Source organism: Pseudomonas sp. B26(2017), assembly GCF_002113045.1.
Lineage (GTDB): Bacteria > Pseudomonadota > Gammaproteobacteria > Pseudomonadales > Pseudomonadaceae > Aquipseudomonas.
On the sequence record NZ_NEJJ01000006.1, the window covers coordinates 161,417 to 181,901 of the forward strand.

At 61.7% G+C, this 20,485-nt stretch carries 15 protein-coding genes; 12 read left to right on the plus strand and 3 right to left on the minus strand.

All coding sequences use genetic code 11. The features are described from left to right. The first annotated feature begins 55 nt into the window (after positions 1-55). Complete coding sequence (gene choW, locus CAF79_RS11030; RefSeq protein WP_007959749.1) at positions 56-901, plus strand: choline ABC transporter permease subunit; 846 nt, start codon at positions 56-58, stop codon at positions 899-901. After that, positions 898-2,076: a choline ABC transporter ATP-binding protein gene (gene choV, locus CAF79_RS11035; RefSeq protein ID WP_085697789.1), complete on the plus strand. Its 1,179-nt coding sequence runs from the start codon at positions 898-900 to the stop codon at positions 2,074-2,076. The genes choW and choV overlap by 4 nt, the downstream gene beginning before the upstream one ends. Before the next feature lie 208 nt (positions 2,077-2,284). Here the strand turns inward: choV and betT are convergent, their stop codons facing one another. After that, positions 2,285-4,282: a choline BCCT transporter BetT gene (betT, locus tag CAF79_RS11040; RefSeq protein WP_085697790.1), complete on the minus strand. Its 1,998-nt coding sequence runs from the start codon at positions 4,280-4,282 to the stop codon at positions 2,285-2,287. A gap of 425 nt (positions 4,283-4,707) precedes the next feature. Between betT and betI the strand changes: the two genes are divergently transcribed. The 9 genes from betI (at position 4,708) to yccS (ending at position 18,485) form a co-directional block, all read left to right on the plus strand. After that, positions 4,708-5,301, plus strand: a complete 594-nt coding sequence (gene betI / locus CAF79_RS11045; RefSeq protein ID WP_007959743.1) for a transcriptional regulator BetI — start codon at positions 4,708-4,710, stop codon at positions 5,299-5,301. Between the two features lie 109 nt (positions 5,302-5,410). After that, positions 5,411-6,883, plus strand: coding sequence for a betaine-aldehyde dehydrogenase (gene betB / locus CAF79_RS11050; RefSeq protein WP_085697791.1), 1,473 nt, complete (start codon positions 5,411-5,413; stop codon positions 6,881-6,883). Positions 6,884-7,062: 179 nt separating this feature from the next. Next, positions 7,063-8,766: a choline dehydrogenase gene (gene betA, locus CAF79_RS11055; RefSeq protein WP_085697792.1), complete on the plus strand. Its 1,704-nt coding sequence runs from the start codon at positions 7,063-7,065 to the stop codon at positions 8,764-8,766. Positions 8,767-8,947: 181 nt separating this feature from the next. Further along, positions 8,948-10,390, plus strand: coding sequence for a TldD/PmbA family protein (locus CAF79_RS11060; RefSeq protein ID WP_085697793.1), 1,443 nt, complete (start codon positions 8,948-8,950; stop codon positions 10,388-10,390). Next, positions 10,390-11,727: a TldD/PmbA family protein gene (locus tag CAF79_RS11065; protein ID WP_085697794.1), complete on the plus strand. Its 1,338-nt coding sequence runs from the start codon at positions 10,390-10,392 to the stop codon at positions 11,725-11,727. Before CAF79_RS11060 ends, CAF79_RS11065 begins: the two co-directional genes overlap by 1 nt. A 146-nt stretch (positions 11,728-11,873) precedes the next feature. Continuing rightward, positions 11,874-13,301, plus strand: a complete 1,428-nt coding sequence (gene mdtD, locus CAF79_RS11070) for a multidrug transporter subunit MdtD (protein ID WP_085697795.1) — start codon at positions 11,874-11,876, stop codon at positions 13,299-13,301. A 121-nt stretch (positions 13,302-13,422) separates the two neighbouring features. After that, positions 13,423-14,808 (plus strand): ATP-dependent RNA helicase DbpA, encoded by a 1,386-nt coding sequence (gene dbpA / locus CAF79_RS11075; protein ID WP_085697910.1) that lies wholly within the window; start codon positions 13,423-13,425, stop codon positions 14,806-14,808. 152 nt (positions 14,809-14,960) lie between these two features. Continuing rightward, positions 14,961-16,139, plus strand: a complete 1,179-nt coding sequence (locus CAF79_RS11080; RefSeq protein WP_085697796.1) for an NAD(P)/FAD-dependent oxidoreductase — start codon at positions 14,961-14,963, stop codon at positions 16,137-16,139. Between the two features lie 162 nt (positions 16,140-16,301). After that, positions 16,302-18,485 (plus strand): YccS family putative transporter, encoded by a 2,184-nt coding sequence (gene yccS / locus CAF79_RS11085; protein WP_085697797.1) that lies wholly within the window; start codon positions 16,302-16,304, stop codon positions 18,483-18,485. Positions 18,486-18,625: 140 nt separating this feature from the next. Here yccS and CAF79_RS11090 read toward each other — a convergent pair whose 3' ends face one another. Beyond that, the gene (locus tag CAF79_RS11090; protein ID WP_085697798.1) at positions 18,626-19,363 is read right to left on the minus strand and encodes an ABC transporter substrate-binding protein; all 738 of its coding nucleotides are present in this window, start codon (positions 19,361-19,363) and stop codon (positions 18,626-18,628) included. A gap of 256 nt (positions 19,364-19,619) precedes the next feature. Here CAF79_RS11090 and CAF79_RS11095 point away from each other — a divergent pair, with 256 nt between their 5' ends. After that, positions 19,620-20,072 carry a GNAT family N-acetyltransferase gene (locus CAF79_RS11095; protein ID WP_085697799.1) on the plus strand — a complete coding sequence of 151 codons (453 nt, stop codon included), beginning with the start codon at positions 19,620-19,622 and terminating at the stop codon, positions 20,070-20,072. Positions 20,073-20,183: 111 nt separating this feature from the next. Here CAF79_RS11095 and CAF79_RS11100 read toward each other — a convergent pair whose 3' ends face one another. Further along, the gene (locus CAF79_RS11100; RefSeq protein ID WP_085697800.1) at positions 20,184-20,480 is read right to left on the minus strand and encodes a helix-turn-helix domain-containing protein; all 297 of its coding nucleotides are present in this window, start codon (positions 20,478-20,480) and stop codon (positions 20,184-20,186) included. Positions 20,481-20,485: the final 5 nt, after the last annotated feature.

Below are 20,485 nucleotides of genomic sequence, written 5' to 3' on the forward strand. Positions count from 1 at the left end.
GGGCGGCGTACGCCGTCCGGGCTGTTTATTTCCTTGCATGCGGACGTTCACTACCATGCTGATTGATCAGAAAATCCCTTTAGGCCAGTACATCGCGGGCTTCGTTGAATGGTTGACGCAACACGGCGCCAACACCTTCGACGCAATCGCCGTGACCCTGGAAACGATGATCCACGGCGTGACGTTTGCGCTGACCTGGTTCAACCCGCTGGTGCTGATTGGCCTCATCGCCCTGCTGGCCCACTTCATTCAACGCAAATGGGGCCTGACCGCGTTCGTGGTCGCCTCCTTCCTGCTGATCCTCAACCTGGGGTACTGGCAGGAAACCATGGAAACCCTCGCCCAGGTCATGTTCGCGACCCTGGTCTGCGTGGTCATCGGCGTGCCGCTGGGCATCGTCGCCGCGCACAAACCGATGTTCTACACTTTGATGAGGCCGGTACTCGATCTGATGCAGACCGTACCGACCTTCGTTTACCTCATTCCTACCCTGACCCTGTTCGGGCTGGGTGTGGTGCCAGGCCTGATCTCGACGGTGGTGTTCGCCATCGCCGCGCCGATCCGCCTGACCTATCTGGGCATCCGCGATGTCCCGCAAGAACTGATGGACGCCGGCAAGGCTTTCGGCTGCTCGCGTCGCCAACTGCTTTCACGGATCGAACTGCCTCACGCCATGCCGAGCATCGCGGCCGGCATCACCCAGTGCATCATGCTGTCGCTGTCGATGGTGGTGATCGCGGCACTGGTGGGCGCCGACGGACTCGGCAAACCGGTGGTCAACGCACTGAACACTGCTGATATCGCCCTGGGCTTCGAAGCGGGCCTGGCGATCGTACTGCTGGCGATCATGCTCGACCGTATCTGCAAACAACCCGACGCCAAAGTAGGGGGTGACGCATGAGCATAATTCGCTTCGATAACGTTGACGTGATCTTCACCAGAGATCCGCGCGAAGCACTGAAACTTCTCGATCAAGGCTTGACCCGTAGCGAGATCCTGAAAAAGACCGGGCAGATCGTCGGTGTCGAAAAGGCCAGCCTGGACATCAACAAAGGCGAGATCTGCGTACTGATGGGCCTGTCCGGCTCCGGCAAGTCGAGCCTGCTGCGCTGCATCAACGGCCTCAACACCGTAAGCCGCGGCAAGCTGTTCGTCGAACACGAAGGCAAGCAGATCGATATCGCCTCCTGCTCCGCGGCCGAGCTGAAAATGATGCGCACCAAACGCATCGCGATGGTGTTCCAGAAGTTCGCCCTGATGCCCTGGCTGACGGTGCGCGAGAACATCAGTTTCGGTCTGGAAATGCAGGGCCGTCCGGAGAAGGAACGACGCAAACTGGTCGATGAAAAACTCGAACTGGTGGGCCTGACCCAATGGCGCAACAAGAAACCCGACGAGCTGTCCGGCGGCATGCAGCAGCGTGTCGGCCTGGCCCGTGCGCTGGCGATGGACGCCGACATTCTGCTGATGGACGAACCGTTCTCCGCCCTCGACCCGCTGATCCGTCAGGGTTTGCAGGATGAGCTGCTGGAACTGCAACGCAAGCTGAGCAAGACCATCGTATTCGTGAGCCACGACCTCGACGAGGCGCTGAAACTCGGCAGCCGAATCGCGATCATGAAAGACGGCCGGATCATCCAGTACAGCGTGCCGGAAGAGATCGTGCTCAATCCTGCGGACGATTACGTGCGGACCTTCGTCGCCCACACCAACCCGCTGAACGTGCTGTGTGGTCGCAGCCTGATGCGCACCCTGGACAACTGCAAACGCATCAACGGTTCGGTGTGTCTGGATCCGGGTGGCGACTCGTGGCTGGACCTGGCCGAAGGCAACACCATCAAGGGTGCGCGGCAGAACGGTTCAGTGCTGAACCTGCAGAACTGGGCACCGGGGCAAGCCGTGGAAGGACTGGAACGCAAACCGACACTGGTGGACTCGAACATCGGCATGCGCGATGCGTTGCAGATCCGTTACCAGACCGGCAACAAACTGGTGCTGCACGATAACAATCATGTGGTGGGGATTCTGGGCGACAGCGAGCTGTATCACGCGCTGCTCGGCAAGAACCTGGGGTAAAGAGAACAGACACAAAAACGCCGCGAGAGGATCGCGGCGTTTTTGTTTATCAGGACATGATGATCGTTCCCACGCTCCGCGTGGGAATGCCTCAAGGGACGCTCCGCGTTCCAGCCGCGCTGCCGATTTCAAGCTTGGCATCGATAGGACGCAAAGCGTCCTGGGCTGCATTCCCACGCGGAGCGTGGGAACGATCCTGGATCACAACTCAGCTATAGACCCGGCCAAGGAGTTGCCGATGGCTTTCAAACTGATCGAGCACATCGCGCGTGATCTGATCCTGTGTGAAGCCCATCAGGTCGTAGTCCTGGCTGCCGTTGTGCAGGTACACCTCGGCGCGGTAGAAACGCTGGCGCGCTTCATCGGACTGAGCCGACTCGCTCGGGGTGGCCAGATAGCCGTCCAGGCTCACTTCGTAGACAAAAGGGTTGCCCTCTTCCATCTCGACCCGTACGCCCATGCAACGCTTGGACTTGCCCAGCAGCGTCTGCACTTCCAGGCCCTGGGCACGCATTTGCGCAGCGGCATCTTCCAGCGCCGGGCTGACGTGTTTGTCCATGAAGCGCTGCACCACCGACTGACTCGGTTGCAGATCCAGCTGGGTCAGACGCTCGCTGAAACCACGACGACCGCGTTCAGCCAGTTGCGCCTGCTCCTGTTCGATCTGCATGTCCTGACGCATCGCCTTGTGCAGGCCGAACATGAAGCACACCAGCACCACCGAGAACGGCAGACCGGCCAGCACCACCATGGTCTGCATGGCTTCGAAGTTACCGGCGAACAGCAGGCCGATGGTCACCAGGGTGATCACGACCGACCAGAAGATCCGCAGCCAGTGCGGGGCGTCTTCGTCGACGTTGCCGCCCTTGCAGGACAGGTTCGCCATCATCACCGCGCCGGAGTCGGCCGGAGTCAGGAACAGCACGAAACCAACGAAGATCGACACACCGATGACGAGTTTCGACGCCGGGTAGTGTTCAAGCAGTTGATAGATCGCCATCGACGGCTGTTCCAGCGCCGTCTTGCCAAGTTCCACCGCGCCCTGGTTCATCACCAGATCCAGCGCCGAGTTACCGAAGATCGACAGCCACGCCAGGGTGAAACCCAGCGGAATCAACAACACGCCGGCCACCAGTTCACGCACGGTGCGACCACGGGAAATACGCGCGATGAACATGCCGACGAATGGGGCCCAGGAAATCCACCAGGCCCAGTAGAACAGAGTCCACAGGCCCAGCCAGCGGTCGGACTTCTCGCTGTCGCCTTCATAGACGTACAGGTCGAACGTCTTCATGACTACGCCATTGAGGTAGTCGCCGATGTTCTGCACGAAGCCGTTGAGCAGGTGCAGGGTCGGGCCGAACAGCAGGACGAAAATCAGCAGGCCGCTGAACAGGATGATGTTGAGGTTGGACAGACGACGGATGCCGTTTTCCACACCGGACACGGCAGCGATGGTCGCCACGGTGCTCATCACGATGATCACGATCAGCAGGTTAGTGTTGCTGTGTTCCATGCCGAACAGGTTTTCCAGACCCGAAGACACTTGCAGCGAGCCGATCCCCAGGTTGGTCACCAGACCCAGCAGGGTCACGAACATGCCGAAGCCGTCTACCGCATGACCGGCAGCGCCCTTGACCCAACGCTCGCCCACCAGCGGGTACAGCGCCGAACGCAGGGCCAGCGGCTGGTTATGACGGTAAGCGAAATAAGCCACGGCCAGACCGACCAGCGCGTAGATCGCCCAGCCGTGCAGGCCCCAGTGCAGGAAAGTCAGCTGAACAGCCTGACGCGCCGCCAGGTTGGTGGCCGATGCACCTTCCGGCGGGTTGAAGTAGTGATCCAGCGGCTCGGAAGCGCCGAAGTACAACAGCGAAATACCGATACCCGACGAGAACAGCATCCCCGCCCAGGCGCCGTAACTGAAGTCAGGGGTATCGTCCTTGCCACCCAGTTTGAGTTTGCCGTAGGAGGAAAACGCCAGGCCGACCACGAAAACGAGATAAGCGGCGATCACCACCATGTAGTACCAGCCGAAGCTGCGGGACAACCAGGCCTGAGCCACTCCCAGCATTCTGCCGGCCTCTTGCGGGGCGATGATCAGAATGGCGGTCAACAACAGAATCAGCGCGGTAGAGGTGTAGAACACCCAACCGTTGACCGTCACCTTCTCGGGCGGGGTCTTTATAAGCGAGGCAGAACTCATGGCACAAATGCTCCAGGCAGTGCGAGAGAAGAACACAAGGCAACACGGAACCCGACCAATCGGTTAGTTGGCAGCCGACCGGCGGGTGATATAAAGACACCCCGAAAAAAGCCCGAACCTGCAGAGATGGCACCGCGAATCGCCGTCGTGGCCGAGGCATGGACGTTCATCCGAAACCTGGCCTTGAGCGTCTTGCCCATTCAACACGTCCATCGAACGTCGAACCGCGCCTTGCCCCGCGCAGGTTTCGAGCATTTTCGGATGTCGTTTTATCGCCACTTACACGTAGGAAAAATCTGTAGGCAGCGACGATTTGTCGCAGATCTTATTCTTTGTTGATTGAACGTTCAATCAAAACAAAATAGACTGGCCCTCAATCCGCCAGGCGTTCATCGCCCGTCGGAAGGCCTAAGGAGATGTGCAAGATGCCCAAGGTCGGTATGCAACCCATCCGCCGCCAACAACTGATCGAAGCCACTTTGCAGGCGGTTGATCAGGTCGGAATGGGGGACGCCAGCATTGCGCTGATCGCCCGTTTGGCCGGTGTCTCGAATGGCATCATCAGTCACTACTTTCAGGACAAGAATGGCCTGATCGCCGCCACGATGCGGTACCTGATGACCGCCCTCAGCGAGAGCGTCACCGCGCGCCGTCAGGCGCTGGCAGACAGCAGCCCCCGGGCGCATCTGCAGGTGATCATCGAAGGCAACTTCGACGCCAGCCAGGTCAATGGCCCGGCAATGAAAACCTGGCTGGCCTTCTGGGCCACCAGCATGCACCAGCCGTCTTTGCACAGGTTGCAGCGGATCAACGATCACCGTCTGTATTCCAACCTGTGCTGCGAGTTCCGCCGTGTGTTGCCGCTCGAAGATGCGCGCACCGCCGCCCGTGGACTGGCAGCTCTGATCGACGGCTTGTGGTTGCGCGGCGCGCTGTCGGGAGACGCTTTCGACACTGCGCAGGCGCAACAGATCGCTTACGAATACATGGATTTCCAATTGGCCAAGCAGGTGAGCTAGAGCACAGAGAAAACGCTCGGCCCCCTGAACTGTCACCGACCAGCGATGCCACAGCTACATGGCTCACCCGGTGACCAACGCCAACCACTAATGCACTTGCGAGGACACTATGGCCCGTTTCGAACTGCAAAAACTCTACATCGATGGCGCGTACTCCGACGCCGGCAGCGATGCCACCTTCGAAGCCATCAACCCGGCTAACGGTGAAGTCCTCGCACACGTGCAACGTGCGACCAAGGAAGACGTCGAGCGTGCTGTGGTCAGCGCCGAAAAGGGCCAGAAAATCTGGGCCGCGATGACCGCCATGGAGCGTTCGCGCATCCTGCGTCGCGCCGTCGACATCCTGCGCGAGCGCAACGATGAACTGGCTGCCCTGGAAACCCTGGACACCGGTAAAGCCTTCTCCGAAACCAAGTACGTCGACATCGTCACCGGCGCCGACGTGCTGGAATACTACGCAGGCCTGGTGCCTGCCATCGAAGGCGAGCAGATCCCGCTGCGTGACACCTCGTTTGTCTACACCCGTCGCGAACCGCTGGGCGTTGTCGCCGGTATCGGCGCGTGGAACTACCCGATCCAGATCGCCCTGTGGAAATCCGCTCCAGCCCTGGCGGCCGGTAACGCGATGATCTTCAAGCCAAGCGAAGTCACCTCGCTGACCACCCTGAAACTGGCCGAGATCTACACCGAAGCCGGCGTTCCGAACGGCGTGTTCAACGTGCTGACCGGCAGCGGCCGTGAAGTCGGCACCTGGCTGACCGAGCACCCGCGCATCGAGAAAGTCTCCTTCACCGGCGGCACCGACACCGGCAAAAAGGTCATGGCCAGCGCTTCGGCTTCGTCGCTCAAAGACGTGACCATGGAGCTGGGCGGCAAGTCCCCGCTGATCATCTGCGACGACGCCGACCTGGATCGCGCCGCCGACACCGCCATGATGGCCAACTTCTACAGCTCCGGTCAGGTCTGCACCAACGGCACTCGCGTGTTTGTGCCGAGCCACCTGAAAGCCGCTTTCGAAGCCAAGATCGTCGAGCGCGTCGCCCGTATCCGCGTTGGCAACCCGGAAGATGAAAACACCAACTTCGGCCCGCTGGTCAGCTTCGCGCACATGGAAAACGTGCTGGGCTACATCGCCAAGGGTAAAGAAGAAGGCGCCCGCGTTCTGTGCGGCGGCGAGCGCATGACAGACGGCGAATTCGCCAAGGGCGCGTTCGTGGCTCCGACCGTGTTCACCGACTGCACCGACGACATGACCATCGTCCGTGAGGAAATCTTCGGCCCGGTGATGTCGATCCTGACCTACGAAACCGAAGAAGAAGTCATCCGCCGCGCCAACGACACCGACTTCGGCCTGGCCGCCGGTATCGTCACCCGCGACCTGAACCGCGCCCACCGCGTGATTCATCAACTGGAAGCCGGTATCTGCTGGATCAACGCCTGGGGCGAGTCCGACGCAAAAATGCCGGTTGGCGGTTACAAGCAGTCGGGCGTCGGCCGTGAGAACGGCATCAGCTCGCTGAACAACTTCACTCGCATCAAATCGGTACAGGTCGAACTGGGCGATTACGTCTCGGTGTTCTAAGACCCGAGTTCTGTATTGCTCGCGAGGCCGCCTTCGCTGGCAAGCCAGCTCCCACAGGTCGGGTGCCGCCCACCCAATCTGTGGCAGCCCCGATCCCTGAGGGAGCGGGCTTGCCCGCGAATCGAGTGCAAAGCACTCGCCAGGCCTGACCTGACCAACTTTCAAAGAGGGTGCATGCAATGTCCCAAGAATTCGATTACATCATCGTCGGTGCCGGCTCTGCCGGTAACACCCTGGCGACCCGCCTGACTGAAGACGAAGGCGTCACCGTCCTGCTGCTCGAAGCCGGCGGCCCGGACTACCGTTTCGACTTCCGCACGCAAATGCCGGCCGCTCTGGCCTTCCCGCTGCAAGGTCGTCGCTACAACTGGGCATACGAAACCGATCCAGAGCCACACATGGACGGTCGCCGGATGGAATGCGGTCGCGGCAAGGGCCTCGGCGGTTCCTCGCTGATCAACGGCATGTGCTACATCCGCGGCAACGCGATGGACTACGACGGCTGGGCGAAACTGCCAGGCCTGGAAGACTGGACCTACCTCGATTGCCTGCCGTACTTCCGTAAAGCGGAAACCCGCGACATCGGCCCGAACGACTACCACGGTGGCGACGGTCCGGTCAGCGTGACCACGCCGAAGGCGGGTAACAACCCGCTGTTCCACGCGATGGTTGAAGCTGGCGTACAGGCCGGTTACCCGCGCACCGAAGACTTGAACGGCTACCAGCAGGAAGGTTTCGGCCCGATGGACCGCACCGTGACGCCGAACGGCCGTCGTGCTTCCACCGCCCGGGGTTACCTGGACGTGGCCAAAAAGCGTTCGACCCTGACCATCGTCACTCACGCCCTGACTGACAAGGTTCTGTTCGAAGGCAAACGTGCCGTTGGCGTGCGTTACCTGGTCGGCGCTGCCGAAGAGCGCGTTGAAGCCCGCGCCCGCAAAGAAGTCATCGTCTGCTCCGGCGCGATCGCTTCGCCGCAACTGCTGCAACGCTCCGGTGTCGGCCCGGCGAAACTGCTGGAAAGCCTCGACATCCCGGTCGTTCACGATCTGCCGGGCGTCGGCGAAAACCTGCAGGATCACCTCGAGCTGTACCTGCAATACGCCTGCACCCAACCGGTTTCGCTGTACCCGTCGCTGCTCTGGTACAACCAGCCGGCCATCGGTGCCGAGTGGCTGTTCAACGGCACCGGCATCGGCGCCAGCAACCAGTTCGAAGCCGGCGGTTTCATCCGCACCCGTCCGGAATTCGAGTGGCCGAACATCCAGTACCACTTCCTGCCGGTGGCGATTAACTACAACGGCAGCAACGGTGTGAAAGAGCACGGCTTCCAGGCGCACATGGGTTCCATGCGTTCGCCGAGCCGCGGTCGCGTCCAGGTCAAATCCAAGGATCCGCGCCAGCACCCGAGCATCCTGTTCAACTACATGGCCACCGAGCAGGACTGGCAGGAATTCCGTGACGGCATCCGCCTGACCCGTGAAATCATGCAACAGCCTGCACTGGACGCTTTCCGTGGCCGCGAAATCAGCCCGGGCATCGAAGTGCAAACCGATGAGCAGCTGGACAAGTTCATCCGCGAGCACGCCGAAACCGCGTTCCACCCGTCCTGCTCGTGCAAGATGGGCACCGACGAGATGGCCGTAGTGGACGGCCAGGGCCGCGTGCATGGCATGCAGGGTCTGCGTGTGGTCGATGCTTCGATCATGCCGATCATCACCACCGGCAACCTGAATGCGCCGACGATCATGATGGCCGAGAAAATCGCCGACAAGATCCGTGGTCGTCAGCCACTGCCGCGCAGCAAGGCGCCGTACTACGTCGCTGGCGATGCGCCGGTGAAAGGCAAGCCGATGCGTGAAGTGAGTACTGTTACTCAGTAAGCCGTAACACTCCCCCTTGATCGCTTCCACGTTTTGCGTGGGAGCGATCAGCTGTTTCCTACACCCCCTCTTCACTTGATCCTACCCCCTCGCAGGCCTACTCTAGTCCTCGCCCAATCGTTTCACCCCCCTCCCCGCCGCATCCGCTGCGCCGCTGCTCCCATGACAAGGAGGTTCCCTGATGTTCGATTTCCACCCCCAGCTCAAGCAGCGCTTCGCTGCCTTGCGCACGGGCGCCGAGTTCTTTTCCTTGAGGTATGTCCGCGAGTCCGGCCAGTACCTGTCGGTGCGCAAGAACGTCGCCGAACCGCCGAGCCTGAGCCGCGATGAAGGCGCGATGCTCACCGTCCGGGTCAACGGCGTCGAAGCCTATGCCGCGACCAATGACCTGTCGCAACAAGGCCTGCAAGCCGCCCTCGAGCGCGCCGAACAACAGGCCCGACGGATCAAGCCGCACGCCCTGCTCGACCTGAGCCAGCAGCCGGTGTCCAGCGACCGCGCCGACTACTTTTCACCCAATCTCGAACAACCCTTTCCGTCCCTGAGCGAATGCTTCGAGCTGCTCGGCGCGGAATCCGCCTCGGTGCCAAAGGATGAGCGCCTGGTGAATTGGCAAGTGAGCATCGGCATCACCCACGTCGAACAGATCTACCTGAGCAGCGCCGGCGCCGAATTGCGTCAGGCCCAGCGTTTCGTCTACCCGGGCCTGGACGTCACCGCCTACGACGGCAGCGACAGCCAGACCCGCAGCCTCGGCCGCGAGAACTTCGGCCAGCAGGGCGGCGCTGACGTGATCAGCCGTTGCGGCCTGATTGGCGCCGGCCCGCAAGTCGCCGATCAGGCACTGCAACTGCTGCTCGCGCCGAACACCCCGCAAGGCCCTCGCGACCTGCTGCTGATGCCCGACCAGATGATGTTGCAGATCCACGAATCCATCGGCCACCCGCTGGAGCTCGACCGGATCCTCGGCGACGAGCGCAATTACGCCGGCACCAGTTTCGTCAAAGCCTCGGATTTCGGCAGCCTGCAATACGGCTCGAAACTGCTCAACGTGACGTTCGATCCGGGCATTCCCGAAGAACTGGCGAGTTACGGTCACGATGACGACGGCTCCAGGGCCAGCAAGCAATTCCTGATTCGCGAAGGCCTGCTGGTCCGGCCGTTGGGCGGTGCCTTGTCGCAGTTCCGCGCGGGTCTGGACGGCGTCGCCAACAGCCGCGCCTGCGGCTGGAACCGACCGCCGATCGACCGCATGGCCAACCTCAACATCGAGCCGGGCGACCAGCCGCTGGAGCAACTGATCGGCGGTATCGAAAACGGCATCCTGATGAGCACCAACCGTTCCTGGTCGATCGACGATGCACGCAACAAATTTCAGTTCGGCTGCGAATGGGGCCAGTTGATCGAAAACGGCGAACTCAAGGGCGTCGTGAAGAATCCGAACTACCGGGGCATTTCCGCGCACTTCTGGAAGAGCCTGCGCGCCGTCGGCAACGCCGGCACCACCCAGGTGCTGGGTACTCCGAACTGCGGCAAGGGCGAACCGAACCAGGTGATCCGCGTCGGCCATGCGTCACCGGCCTGCGTGTTCAGCAATGTTGATGTGTTTGGGGGAGACGCCTGATGAGTATTTCCAAGAACCCGTCCGAGGCGTTCAAGGTGCTGGTCGACTGGCTGCGCGATGCCGTGCGCGAGCCGGAACAGTTCACCCTGAGTTATGACGCCGAATCCTCGGCCTTCGTGCGCTTCAACCACGCCAAGGTGCGTCAGGCCGGGCAAGTCCAGCAAGCCGGTATCGGCCTGAAACTGATCGACGACGGTCGTCATGCCGACCTGCACATCACGTTGTCCGGTGAGCAGGCCACCGATCTGCAACGCCTCGCCGAAGGCTTGCAGCAACTGCGCGAAACCCTGCCGTTGCTGCCGCAGGATCCGTACCTGTTGCTCAACCACAACAGCTGGCAGAGCAAGAACGTGCAGGAACATCCGCTGCCGGACACCGAGCAGGTGGTGGCTGAAATTGCCCAGGCGGCCGAAGGTCTGGATCTGGTCGGTTTCTATGCTGCCGGCCCGATCAGCCGTGGTTTTGCCAGTTCTTCCGGCGCGTTCGGCTGGCATCAGGCCAACAGCTTCAACTTCGACTTCAGCCTGTTCCATGAAAACGGCGAAGCGGTGAAGGCCAGCTACGCCGGGCATGACTGGAACAGCGAAGACTTCGCCAGACGCATCCAGCAGGCCCGCGAGCAACTCGAGTTTCTGGGGCGACCGCTGCGCACCCTGCCGCCCGGTCAATACCGCGCCTATCTGGCGCCGGCGGCACTGGAAGAAATCATGGGCATGTTGTGCTGGGGCGGTTTTTCGGCGCAGTCGATTGCCAGCAAGAGCAGCCCGTTGCAGAAGCTGTATGCCGGCGATCAAGCGTTCAGTCCGCTGGTGTCCCTGGACGAAAAAGTCAGCGACTCGCTGAGCCCGGCGTTCTCCGGCGAAGGTTACCCGCGCAGCGATCTGCGGTTGATCATCGAAGGCAAGGCAGGTGATCAATTGGTCGGTTCGCGCAGTGCTGCCGAATACGGGCTGACGGCCAACGGCGCCGGTGGTGGCGAATCGCCGAGCGCGCTGAACATGGGTGCCGGTGATCTGCCGCAGGCCGAGATCCTCAAGCAGTTGGGCACCGGTCTGTACATCAGCAACCTGTGGTACCTGAACTTCTCCGATCAACCGGCGGCGCGACTGACCGGCATGACCCGGTTTGCCACGTTCTGGGTCGAGAACGGAGAGATTCAGGCGCCGGTCAGCACCATGCGGTTCGACGACAGCGCCTACAGCCTGCTGGGTTCGCAGCTGGAAGCGTTGACCGCCGAGCGGGAATTGCTGCTGTCGGCGAGCACTTACAGCCAGCGCAATACCTCATCGGCACTGTTGCCGGGGGCGCTGGTGAGCCGATTGACCCTGACTCTCTAACCTTCCGACCTGATCGTTCCCACGCTCTGCGTGGGAATGCAGCCCGGGACGCTCCGCGTCCCAGCCAAAAGCGGACGCAGAGCGTCCATGGCGGCGTTCCCACGCAGAGCGTGGGAACGATCATCTTCCAGACAACAAGAGGTTCCATGCCCAACCGCCCGCCACTCGACGCCATCACCGCCCGCTGGTTGCCGTGGGTCGTCGCCATCGCTTTCTTCATGCAGTCCCTCGACGGCACCATCCTCAACACCGCCCTGCCGGCCATGGCTAGGGACCTGGCCGAAGACCCGTTGCGCATGCAGGGCGTGATCATCGCCTACATGCTCACCGTGGCCCTGCTGATTCCGGCCTCGGGCTGGATCGCCGACCGCTTCGGCACCAAGAAAATCTTCTTCGGCGCGATCCTGCTGTTCAGCCTCGGCTCGCTGCTCTGCGCCTTGTCGAGCAGCCTGAGCATGCTGATCGGCGCACGCGTGATCCAGGGCCTCGGCGGTGCGCTGATGCTGCCGGTCGGACGCTTGGTGGTGCTGCGCGCCTACCCGCGTTCGGAACTGGTGCGGATCATGGGCTTCATCACCATTCCCGGCCTGCTCGGTCCGCTGATCGGCCCGACCATGGGCGGCTGGATGGTGGAATACCTGACGTGGCACTGGATCTTCCTGATCAACCTGCCCGTCGGCGTCATCGGTTGCTATGCGGTGTGGAAATTCATCCCCGACCTGCGCGGCACCGAGCGCACGCGCTTCGACAGTCTGGGATTTCTGCTGTTCGGTGCGGCGATGGTGCTGATCACCATCGCCATGGAAGGCCTCGGCGAACTGCACCTGCCGCACTTGCGGGTGATGTTGCTGCTGTTCGGCGGCATGGCGTGTCTGGCGGCGTACTGGTTACGCGCCGGGCACATTGAAAACCCTTTGTTCGCGCCGTCGCTGTTCAAGACCCGCACCTTCGCCGTCGGCATTCTCGGCAACCTGTTCGCTCGCCTTGGCAGCGGCGCCCTGCCGTTTCTGGTGCCGTTGCTGCTGCAAGTGGCGCTGGGTTATTCGCCGTCCCAGGCCGGGATGAGCATGTTGCCTTTGGCCGCAGCCGCGATGGTCGCCAAGTGGGGCGCGCGACCGCTGATCGAACGTCTGGGCTATCGCATCGTGCTGACCGGCAACACCCTGCTTCTGGGAATCATGCTGGCGAGCATGGGTCTGGTCAGCGAGCAGACGCCGTACTGGCTGCTGCTATGCCTGCTGGCGATTCTGGGGGCGATCAACTCGCTGCAATTCACCGCCATGAACACCGTGACCCTGATCGATCTCGACGACGCCAGCGCCAGCAGCGGCAACAGTTTGCTGTCGGTGGTGGCGCAGTTGTCGCTGAGCCTGGGCGTGGCCTGCGCCGGTGCGTTGCTCGGCGGTTTTACGGCACAAGTCGGCAATGACGGCGTTGAGACCGTGTTGGGCGCATTTCAGCTCACGTTCGTGACCGTGGGGATCATGGCGATGCTGGCCGCGACGATTTTCTCGCAGCTATCGAAAGAGGACGGACGGCGTACCAAACGCCGGGAGGAACATATCGAGCATTGACCGGGGTCCGCGTGGCGAGGGAACAGGCCCTCGTCACAGGCTTTGCGTTCGTCCAGAACTTTCGAGGAAAGTGGCCAGAGGCTGCTACACTGCGCGACATTTTGTTTTGCAGGCCAGTCCCGTGACCACCATCGCCACCGCTTTTAATACTTTGCCGCTGTCCGCCGCCATGCTGGCTAACCTCGACTCCCTCGGTTATGCCCAGATGACGCCGATCCAGGCGCAGAGCTTGCCGGTGATCCTCAAGGGGATGGACCTGATCGCCCAGGCCAAGACCGGCAGCGGCAAGACCGCCGCGTTCGGTATCGGCCTGCTGAACCCGATCAATCCGCGCTACTTCGGTTGCCAGGCGCTGGTGATTTGCCCGACTCGCGAACTGGCCGACCAGGTCGCCAAGGAAATCCGTCGTCTGGCCCGTGCCGAAGACAACATCAAGGTCCTGACCCTGTGCGGCGGCGTGTCCTTCGGCCCGCAGATCGGCTCGCTGGAGCACGGCGCGCACATCATCGTCGGCACGCCGGGCCGCATCCAGCAGCACCTGCGCAAGGGTTCGCTGGTCCTAGACGGCCTGAACACGCTGATCCTCGACGAAGCCGACCGCATGCTCGACATGGGTTTCTACGACGCCATCGAAGACATCATCGAGCAGACCCCGGCCCGCCGTCAGACCCTGTTGTTCTCGGCCACCTACCCGGTGGGCATCAAGCAACTGGCGTCGAAGTTCATGCGCGATCCGCAAACGGTCAAGGCCGAAGCGTTCCACGACGACACCCAGATCGAACAGCGCTTCTACGAGATTTCCCCGGAAGAACGCATGAGTGCGGTGACCAAGGTTCTGCACCACTTCCGCCCGGCCTCCACCGTGGCCTTCTGCTTCACCAAGCAGCAAGTGCAGGAAACCGTCGATCATCTGACCTCCAAAGGCATTTCCGCCGTCGGCCTGCACGGTGATCTGGAACAGCGTGACCGCGATCAGGTGCTGGCGATGTTCGCCAACCGCAGCACCTCGGTGCTGGTGGCTACCGACGTCGCCGCCCGCGGCCTGGACATCGATTCGCTGGACATGGTGATCAACGTCGAGCTGGCCCGCGATTCGGAAATCCACATTCACCGCGTCGGCCGTACCGGTCGTGCCGGCGAGAAAGGCATCGCGGTCAGCCTGGTGGCGCCGTCCGAAGCGCACCGCGCGCAAGCCATCGAACAATTGCAGAAAACCCCGCTGAACTGGGATCAGTTGGACAACCTCAAGTCCCAGGGCGGTGCCCCGCTGCAACCGCCGATGAGCACGCTGTGCATCGCTGGCGGGCGCAAGGACAAAGTGCGTCCGGGCGACATTCTCGGCGCACTGACCGGCGAAGCCGGCATTCCGGGCGCTCAGGTCGGCAAGATCGCGATCTTCGATTTCCAGTCTTACGTGGCGGTTGAACGCACCGTGGTCATGCAGGCGCTGCAGCGTTTGAACAACGGCAAGATCAAGGGTCGTTCGCTGCGCGTTCGGGTTTTGTAAGAACGCTTAAATGATCGTTCCCACGCTCCGCGTGGGAATGCCGCCATGGACGCTCTGCGTCCGCTTTTGAATCGTGACGCGGAGCGTCACAGGATGCTTTCCCACGCAGAGCGTGGGAACGATCTGCGTGGTCATTGTGTGAGGACACCGTTTTGCGCTCTACCGAAGTCGTGATCATTGGCGCTGGCGCCGCAGGGTTGATGTGTGCACTGACCGCCGCCGGGCGCGGGCGTCAGGTGTTGCTGCTCGACCACGCGAACAAGGCCGGCAAGAAAATCCTGATGTCCGGCGGTGGGCGCTGCAACTTCACCAACATGTATACCGAACCGAGCAATTTCCTCTCGCAGAATTCGCACTTCTGCAAATCCGCGCTGGCCCGCTACACCCAGTGGGATTTCATCGGCATGGTCGCCAAGCACGGCGTGCCGTATCACGAGAAGAAACTCGGTCAGCTGTTCTGTGATAACAAATCCAGCGACATCCTCGGCATGCTCCTGGACGAATGCGATCAGGTCGGCGTCAACATGCACCTCGACACCTCGATCCAGACCATCGAAAAGGTTGAAGGCGGTTACCTGCTCGACACCACACTCGGCCAGATCCAGTGCCAGTCGCTGGTGATCGCCACTGGCGGGCTGTCGATCCCGACGCTGGGCGCCACCGGTTTCGGTTACCAGGTCGCCAAACAGTTCGGCCACGAGCTGCTGCCGACCCGCGCCGGGCTGGTGCCGTTCACCATCACCGATCAGCTCAAGGAGTTGTGCACCGAGCTGTCCGGCACCTCGGTGGATTGTCTGGTCAGCTGCAACGACCAGAGCTTTCGCGAGAACATCCTGTTCACCCACCGCGGCCTCAGCGGCCCGGCGATCCTGCAGATTTCCTCGTTCTGGGAGCCGGGCGACACAGTCGAGATCAACCTGCTGCCGGATCACGACGCCGCAAGCTGGCTGCAACAGCAGACCGCCGAGCGTCCGAACAGCGAACTGAAAACCCTGCTCGGCGAAATCTTCACCAAGAAGATGGCCAACCTGCTGGCGGACAACTGGTTCGTCTCCAAACCGATGAAGCAGTACACCCACGCCGAACTGGCGGACATCGCGCAGAAACTCGGCAGCTGGAAAGTCGTCCCGGCCGGCACCGAAGGCTACCGCACTGCCGAGGTAACGCTGGGTGGCGTCGACACCCGCGAAGTCTCGTCCAAGACCATGGAATCGCTGAAAAGCCCGGGTCTGTATTTCGTCGGCGAAGTGCTCGACGTCACCGGGCATCTGGGCGGTTTCAACTTCCAGTGGGCCTGGGCCTCTGGCTACGCCGCCGCGCAGTACGTCTGATCCAAAGCCATATACAAAACCCTGTGGGAGCGAGCTCGCTCCCACAGTGGTATGTGGTGCATGAAAGGAACACTTTTTGCTGTCAGATGTGATCGGCGCCATTGCGTCGGCGTCATTACTGGCTCAATTTAGCGGCATCGCCTCGGAAGGCCTTCGCACTTCATGTCCTCGACCTCGTTTCGTCAGTCTTTGCGGCGCCTGTGGGCGCTGGATAAATTCAGCTACAGCGTGCGGGTGTTCATCGCCCTGACCGGCAGCATGGCGCTGTGCTGGTATCAGGATGAAATGGGGCTGCTGATTCCGCTGTTCCTGGGGATCATCGCCAGCGCCCTGGCCGAGACCGACGACAGTTGGCAGGGCCGCCTCAACGCGCTGGCGGTGACGCTGGTGTGTTTCAGCGTCGCGGCGCTGTCCGTGGAATTGCTGTTTCCCTACCCCATCGTTTTCGTCATTGCGCTGGCACTGGCCAGTTTCGGCCTGACCATGCTCGGTGCGCTCGGCGAGCGTTATGGCGCGATTGCTTCGGCGACCCTGATTCTTTCCGTCTACACCATGATCGGCGTGGATCAGCGCGGCGGCGCGGTCACGGATTTCTGGCATGAGCCTATGCTGCTGGTGGCCGGCGCCGCATGGTACGGCCTGCTGTCGGTGCTGTGGCAGGCGATGTTTTCCAACCAGCCGGTGCAACAGAGCCTGGCGCGGCTGTTCCGTGAACTGGGCTTTTACCTGAAGCTGAAAGCCTCGCTGTTCGAGCCGATCCGTCAGCTGGACGTCGAAGCGCGGCGCCTGGAACTGGCCCAACAAAACGGTCGGGTGGTCGCAGCGCTGAACAGCGCCAAGGAAATCATCCTGCACCGGGTCGGCAACGGTCGGCCCGGCTCGAAAGTCAGCCGTTACCTGAAGCTGTACTTCCTGGCGCAAGACATTCACGAACGCGCCAGTTCTTCGCACTATCCCTACAACGCCCTGGCCGATGCGTTTTTCCACAGCGATGTCCTGTTCCGCTGCCAGCGCCTGCTGCGCCAGCAAGGCAAGGTCTGTCGGGCGCTGGCCGAATCGATCCAGATGCGCCAGCCATTCATTTACGACGCGAGTTTCGCCGAAGCCCTGAGCGACCTGCACGCTTCCCTCGAACACCTGCGCATCCAGAGCAACCCGGCCTGGCGCGGACTCCTGCGTTCGTTGCGCGCACTCGCCGCCAACCTCGGCACCCTCGACCGGTTGCTCAGCGACGCGAGCAACCCCGATGCGCTGGCGGATGCCACCGACAGCAGCCTGCTCGACCGCTCGCCGCGCAACTTAAAGGATGTGTGGATTCGTCTGCGCACGCAGCTGACGCCGACCTCGCTGCTGTTCCGTCACGCCCTGCGCTTGCCGCTGGCACTGAGCATCGGCTACGGCATGGTGCACCTGATCCACCCGTCGCAGGGTTACTGGATCATCCTCACCACGCTGTTTGTCTGCCAGCCGAACTATGGCGCGACCCGGCGCAAACTCGGCCAGCGGATTTTCGGCACGGCGATCGGCCTGACGATTGCCTGGGCGCTGTTCGATCTGTTCCCGAGCCCGCTGGTGCAATCGTGCTTCGCCATCGCCGCCGGCGTGGTGTTCTTTACCAACCGCACCACCCGCTACACCGTGGCGACCGCCGCGATCACGATCATGGTGCTGTTCTGCTTCAACCAGGTCGGTGACGGCTATGGCCTGTTTGTGCCAAGACTGTTCGACACCTTGCTCGGCAGCCTGATTGCCGGGCTTGCGGTGTTCCTGTTCCTGCCGGACTGGCAGGGTCGGCGCCTGAACAAAGTGCTGGCCAACACCCTCACCTGCAACAGCATTTACCTGCGCCAGATCATGCAGCAATACGCCGCCGGCAAGAGCGACGACCTCGCCTATCGACTGGCCCGGCGCAACGCGCACAACGCCGACGCGGCACTCTCCACGACGCTGGCGAACATGCTGATGGAGCCGGGGCATTTCCGGAAGGAAGCCGACGTCGGTTTCCGCTTCCTGGTGCTGTCGCACACCTTGCTCAGCTATCTGTCAGGGCTTGGCGCACACCGGGAAACCCAACTGCCGGCCGAGGTGCGTGAGCATCTGATCGATGGTGCGGGAGTGAAACTGGCCAGCAGCATCGACGAGATCGCCCAGGGCCTGGCGAGCAAAACGCCGATCGCGATCCAGAGCGATGAGGAAGAGGCGCTGGCCAATGAGCTTGAGCAAATGGCAGACGAGATCGACGAAGGCCAGCGACTGGTGCAGACGCAACTGGCGTTGATCTGCCGCCAGCTTGGCCCGTTGCGCACGCTGGCGGCGCACCTGATCAAAGACACAGCCGAAGACTGAGTTGGCCGCACAGGCCTCATCGCTGGCAAGCCAGCTCCCACAGTGTCGGTGTGGTACACAAAATATGTGAACTGCCGCTGTACCTGTGGGAGCGGGCTTGCCCGCGAAGAGGCCCGTTCGTGCACTAAAAATCTTTCAGGCTACATTCCGTGTTGCCTGAGCAGCTTGTCATAGCTGCCATCGGCCTTCATCGACGCAATCGCCTTGTCGAACCCGGCCACGATCTGTTCGTGCTGCGGGTTCTTCAGGCTGACCAGAATGTGCAGGCTGTTCTCGCTCAGCGGCTTGGGCAGAAACTCCACTGCGTTGCGTACTTTCGGTGACTCCCGAGCCAGGTAATAGCGGGCGACGTATTCGTCTTCCAGGGTCAGCTTGACCCGGTCCGCCGCCAGCATGCGCACGGCCATCGCGAAGTTATGCACAGGGACTTTCTGTAACGCGGCGTCGGCATCGAACGGCGCCGAATAGGCGTAGCCGCGCACGACCGCAATCGGATAGGTGTGCAATTCCTGCAGGTTGTTGTATTCGATGGGCGAGTCTTTGCGCTTGAGAAAACGCACGCGATTGAGCAGATACTCGGCAGAAAACTGCCCCAGCTTCGTGCGCTCGTCGTTGTACCAGGCGTTTACCAGCACGTCGTAACGCCCTTCGCCAACCCCCATCAACGCCCGCGCCCAGGGCACCTGCTCATAGGCGCTGGCATAACCGGCACGGGCCAGGGCCGTGCTGACGATGTCGGTTGCCAGCCCACCGTTGACCAGCGTGTCATCGGTAAAAGGCGGCCAGACGTCGAATACCAGACGCAGTTTCTCCGCTGCAGCGCTTTGACCCAGCAACAGCAACCCGATCAAAGCAAAGGCTCGATGCAATCGCGGCATGCTTGAAAATCCTTAGCGGGCGGGCCGCCCGGCGTGTTTTCAGTCAAAACCCCAAGGCCCCTTACCGGCGAATCCCAGGCCCTAACATTAGCTCATTGAAGCCATCGCACAGCGCTTCCCAGCAGATTACACAAAGTACGGCGGGCCGCGATATTGGAATGATGGCATTTTGGCCTTTGTCACAGATTTCTCAGCCATACAGACTTATTTCGGCGCTGCGCTTAGTATCGGGCGACGTAGTTCAAGGAATCGGAAGATGACAATCGAGTGGGTCTGCAAACATCACAGCGATCTGGGACTGGAGCAGCTGTACGCCATTTTGAAATTGCGCTCGGAAGTGTTCGTGGTCGAACAGCGTTGCGCGTACCTGGATCCGGACGGACAGGATCTGGACGGTGACACCTGCCATTTGATGGGCTGGGACGGTAATCAACTGGTGGCGTACCTGCGCCTGCTGGACCCGGAATCCCAGGGCGGCGACGTGGTGATCGGCCGCGTGCTCACGGCGCCGGCCGGGCGTGGCAAGGGGTTGGGCCATGAAATGATGGAACAGGCGCTGAAACAGGCCGAGAAGCGTTGGCCTGAAGTGCCGATCTACCTGTCGGCCCAGGCGCATTTGCAGGGGTATTACGGGCGGTACGGGTTTGTGGTGGCGGGTGAGGAATATCTTGAGGATGACATTCCGCACATCGGGATGCGCCGGTCCTGAAGGTCTCTTCGTCGGAACGCCCTCGCGAGCAAGCTCGCTCCCACAGGGGGAACACATTTCAATGTGGGAGCGAGCTTGCTCGCGAAGGCGTCAGCCCTGACGCCACAAGACTCAGGGATACTCGAGAACAGCCTTGATCTGCCGCAGATTGCGCTCGATCCACCCCCGATCAATCGCCCCCCACTCCCGAATCCGATAACGCCCCGCATGATTGCGCGCGCCCTCTTCCTGTTCGAACTCGCAGACGATATCCAGATCCGCCAGCGCCGCAATGGTGTCCTGCGCCGTACGCCGGGGCATGCCGGTGATCTCGGTCAGCGCCGGCACGCTGCTGGCCAGGCCGCTGTCGATCAGGTACGCCACGTACAAGCGCCGGTAGAAACTGCTCTTGGTCTTGCTTACGTCCATGCATG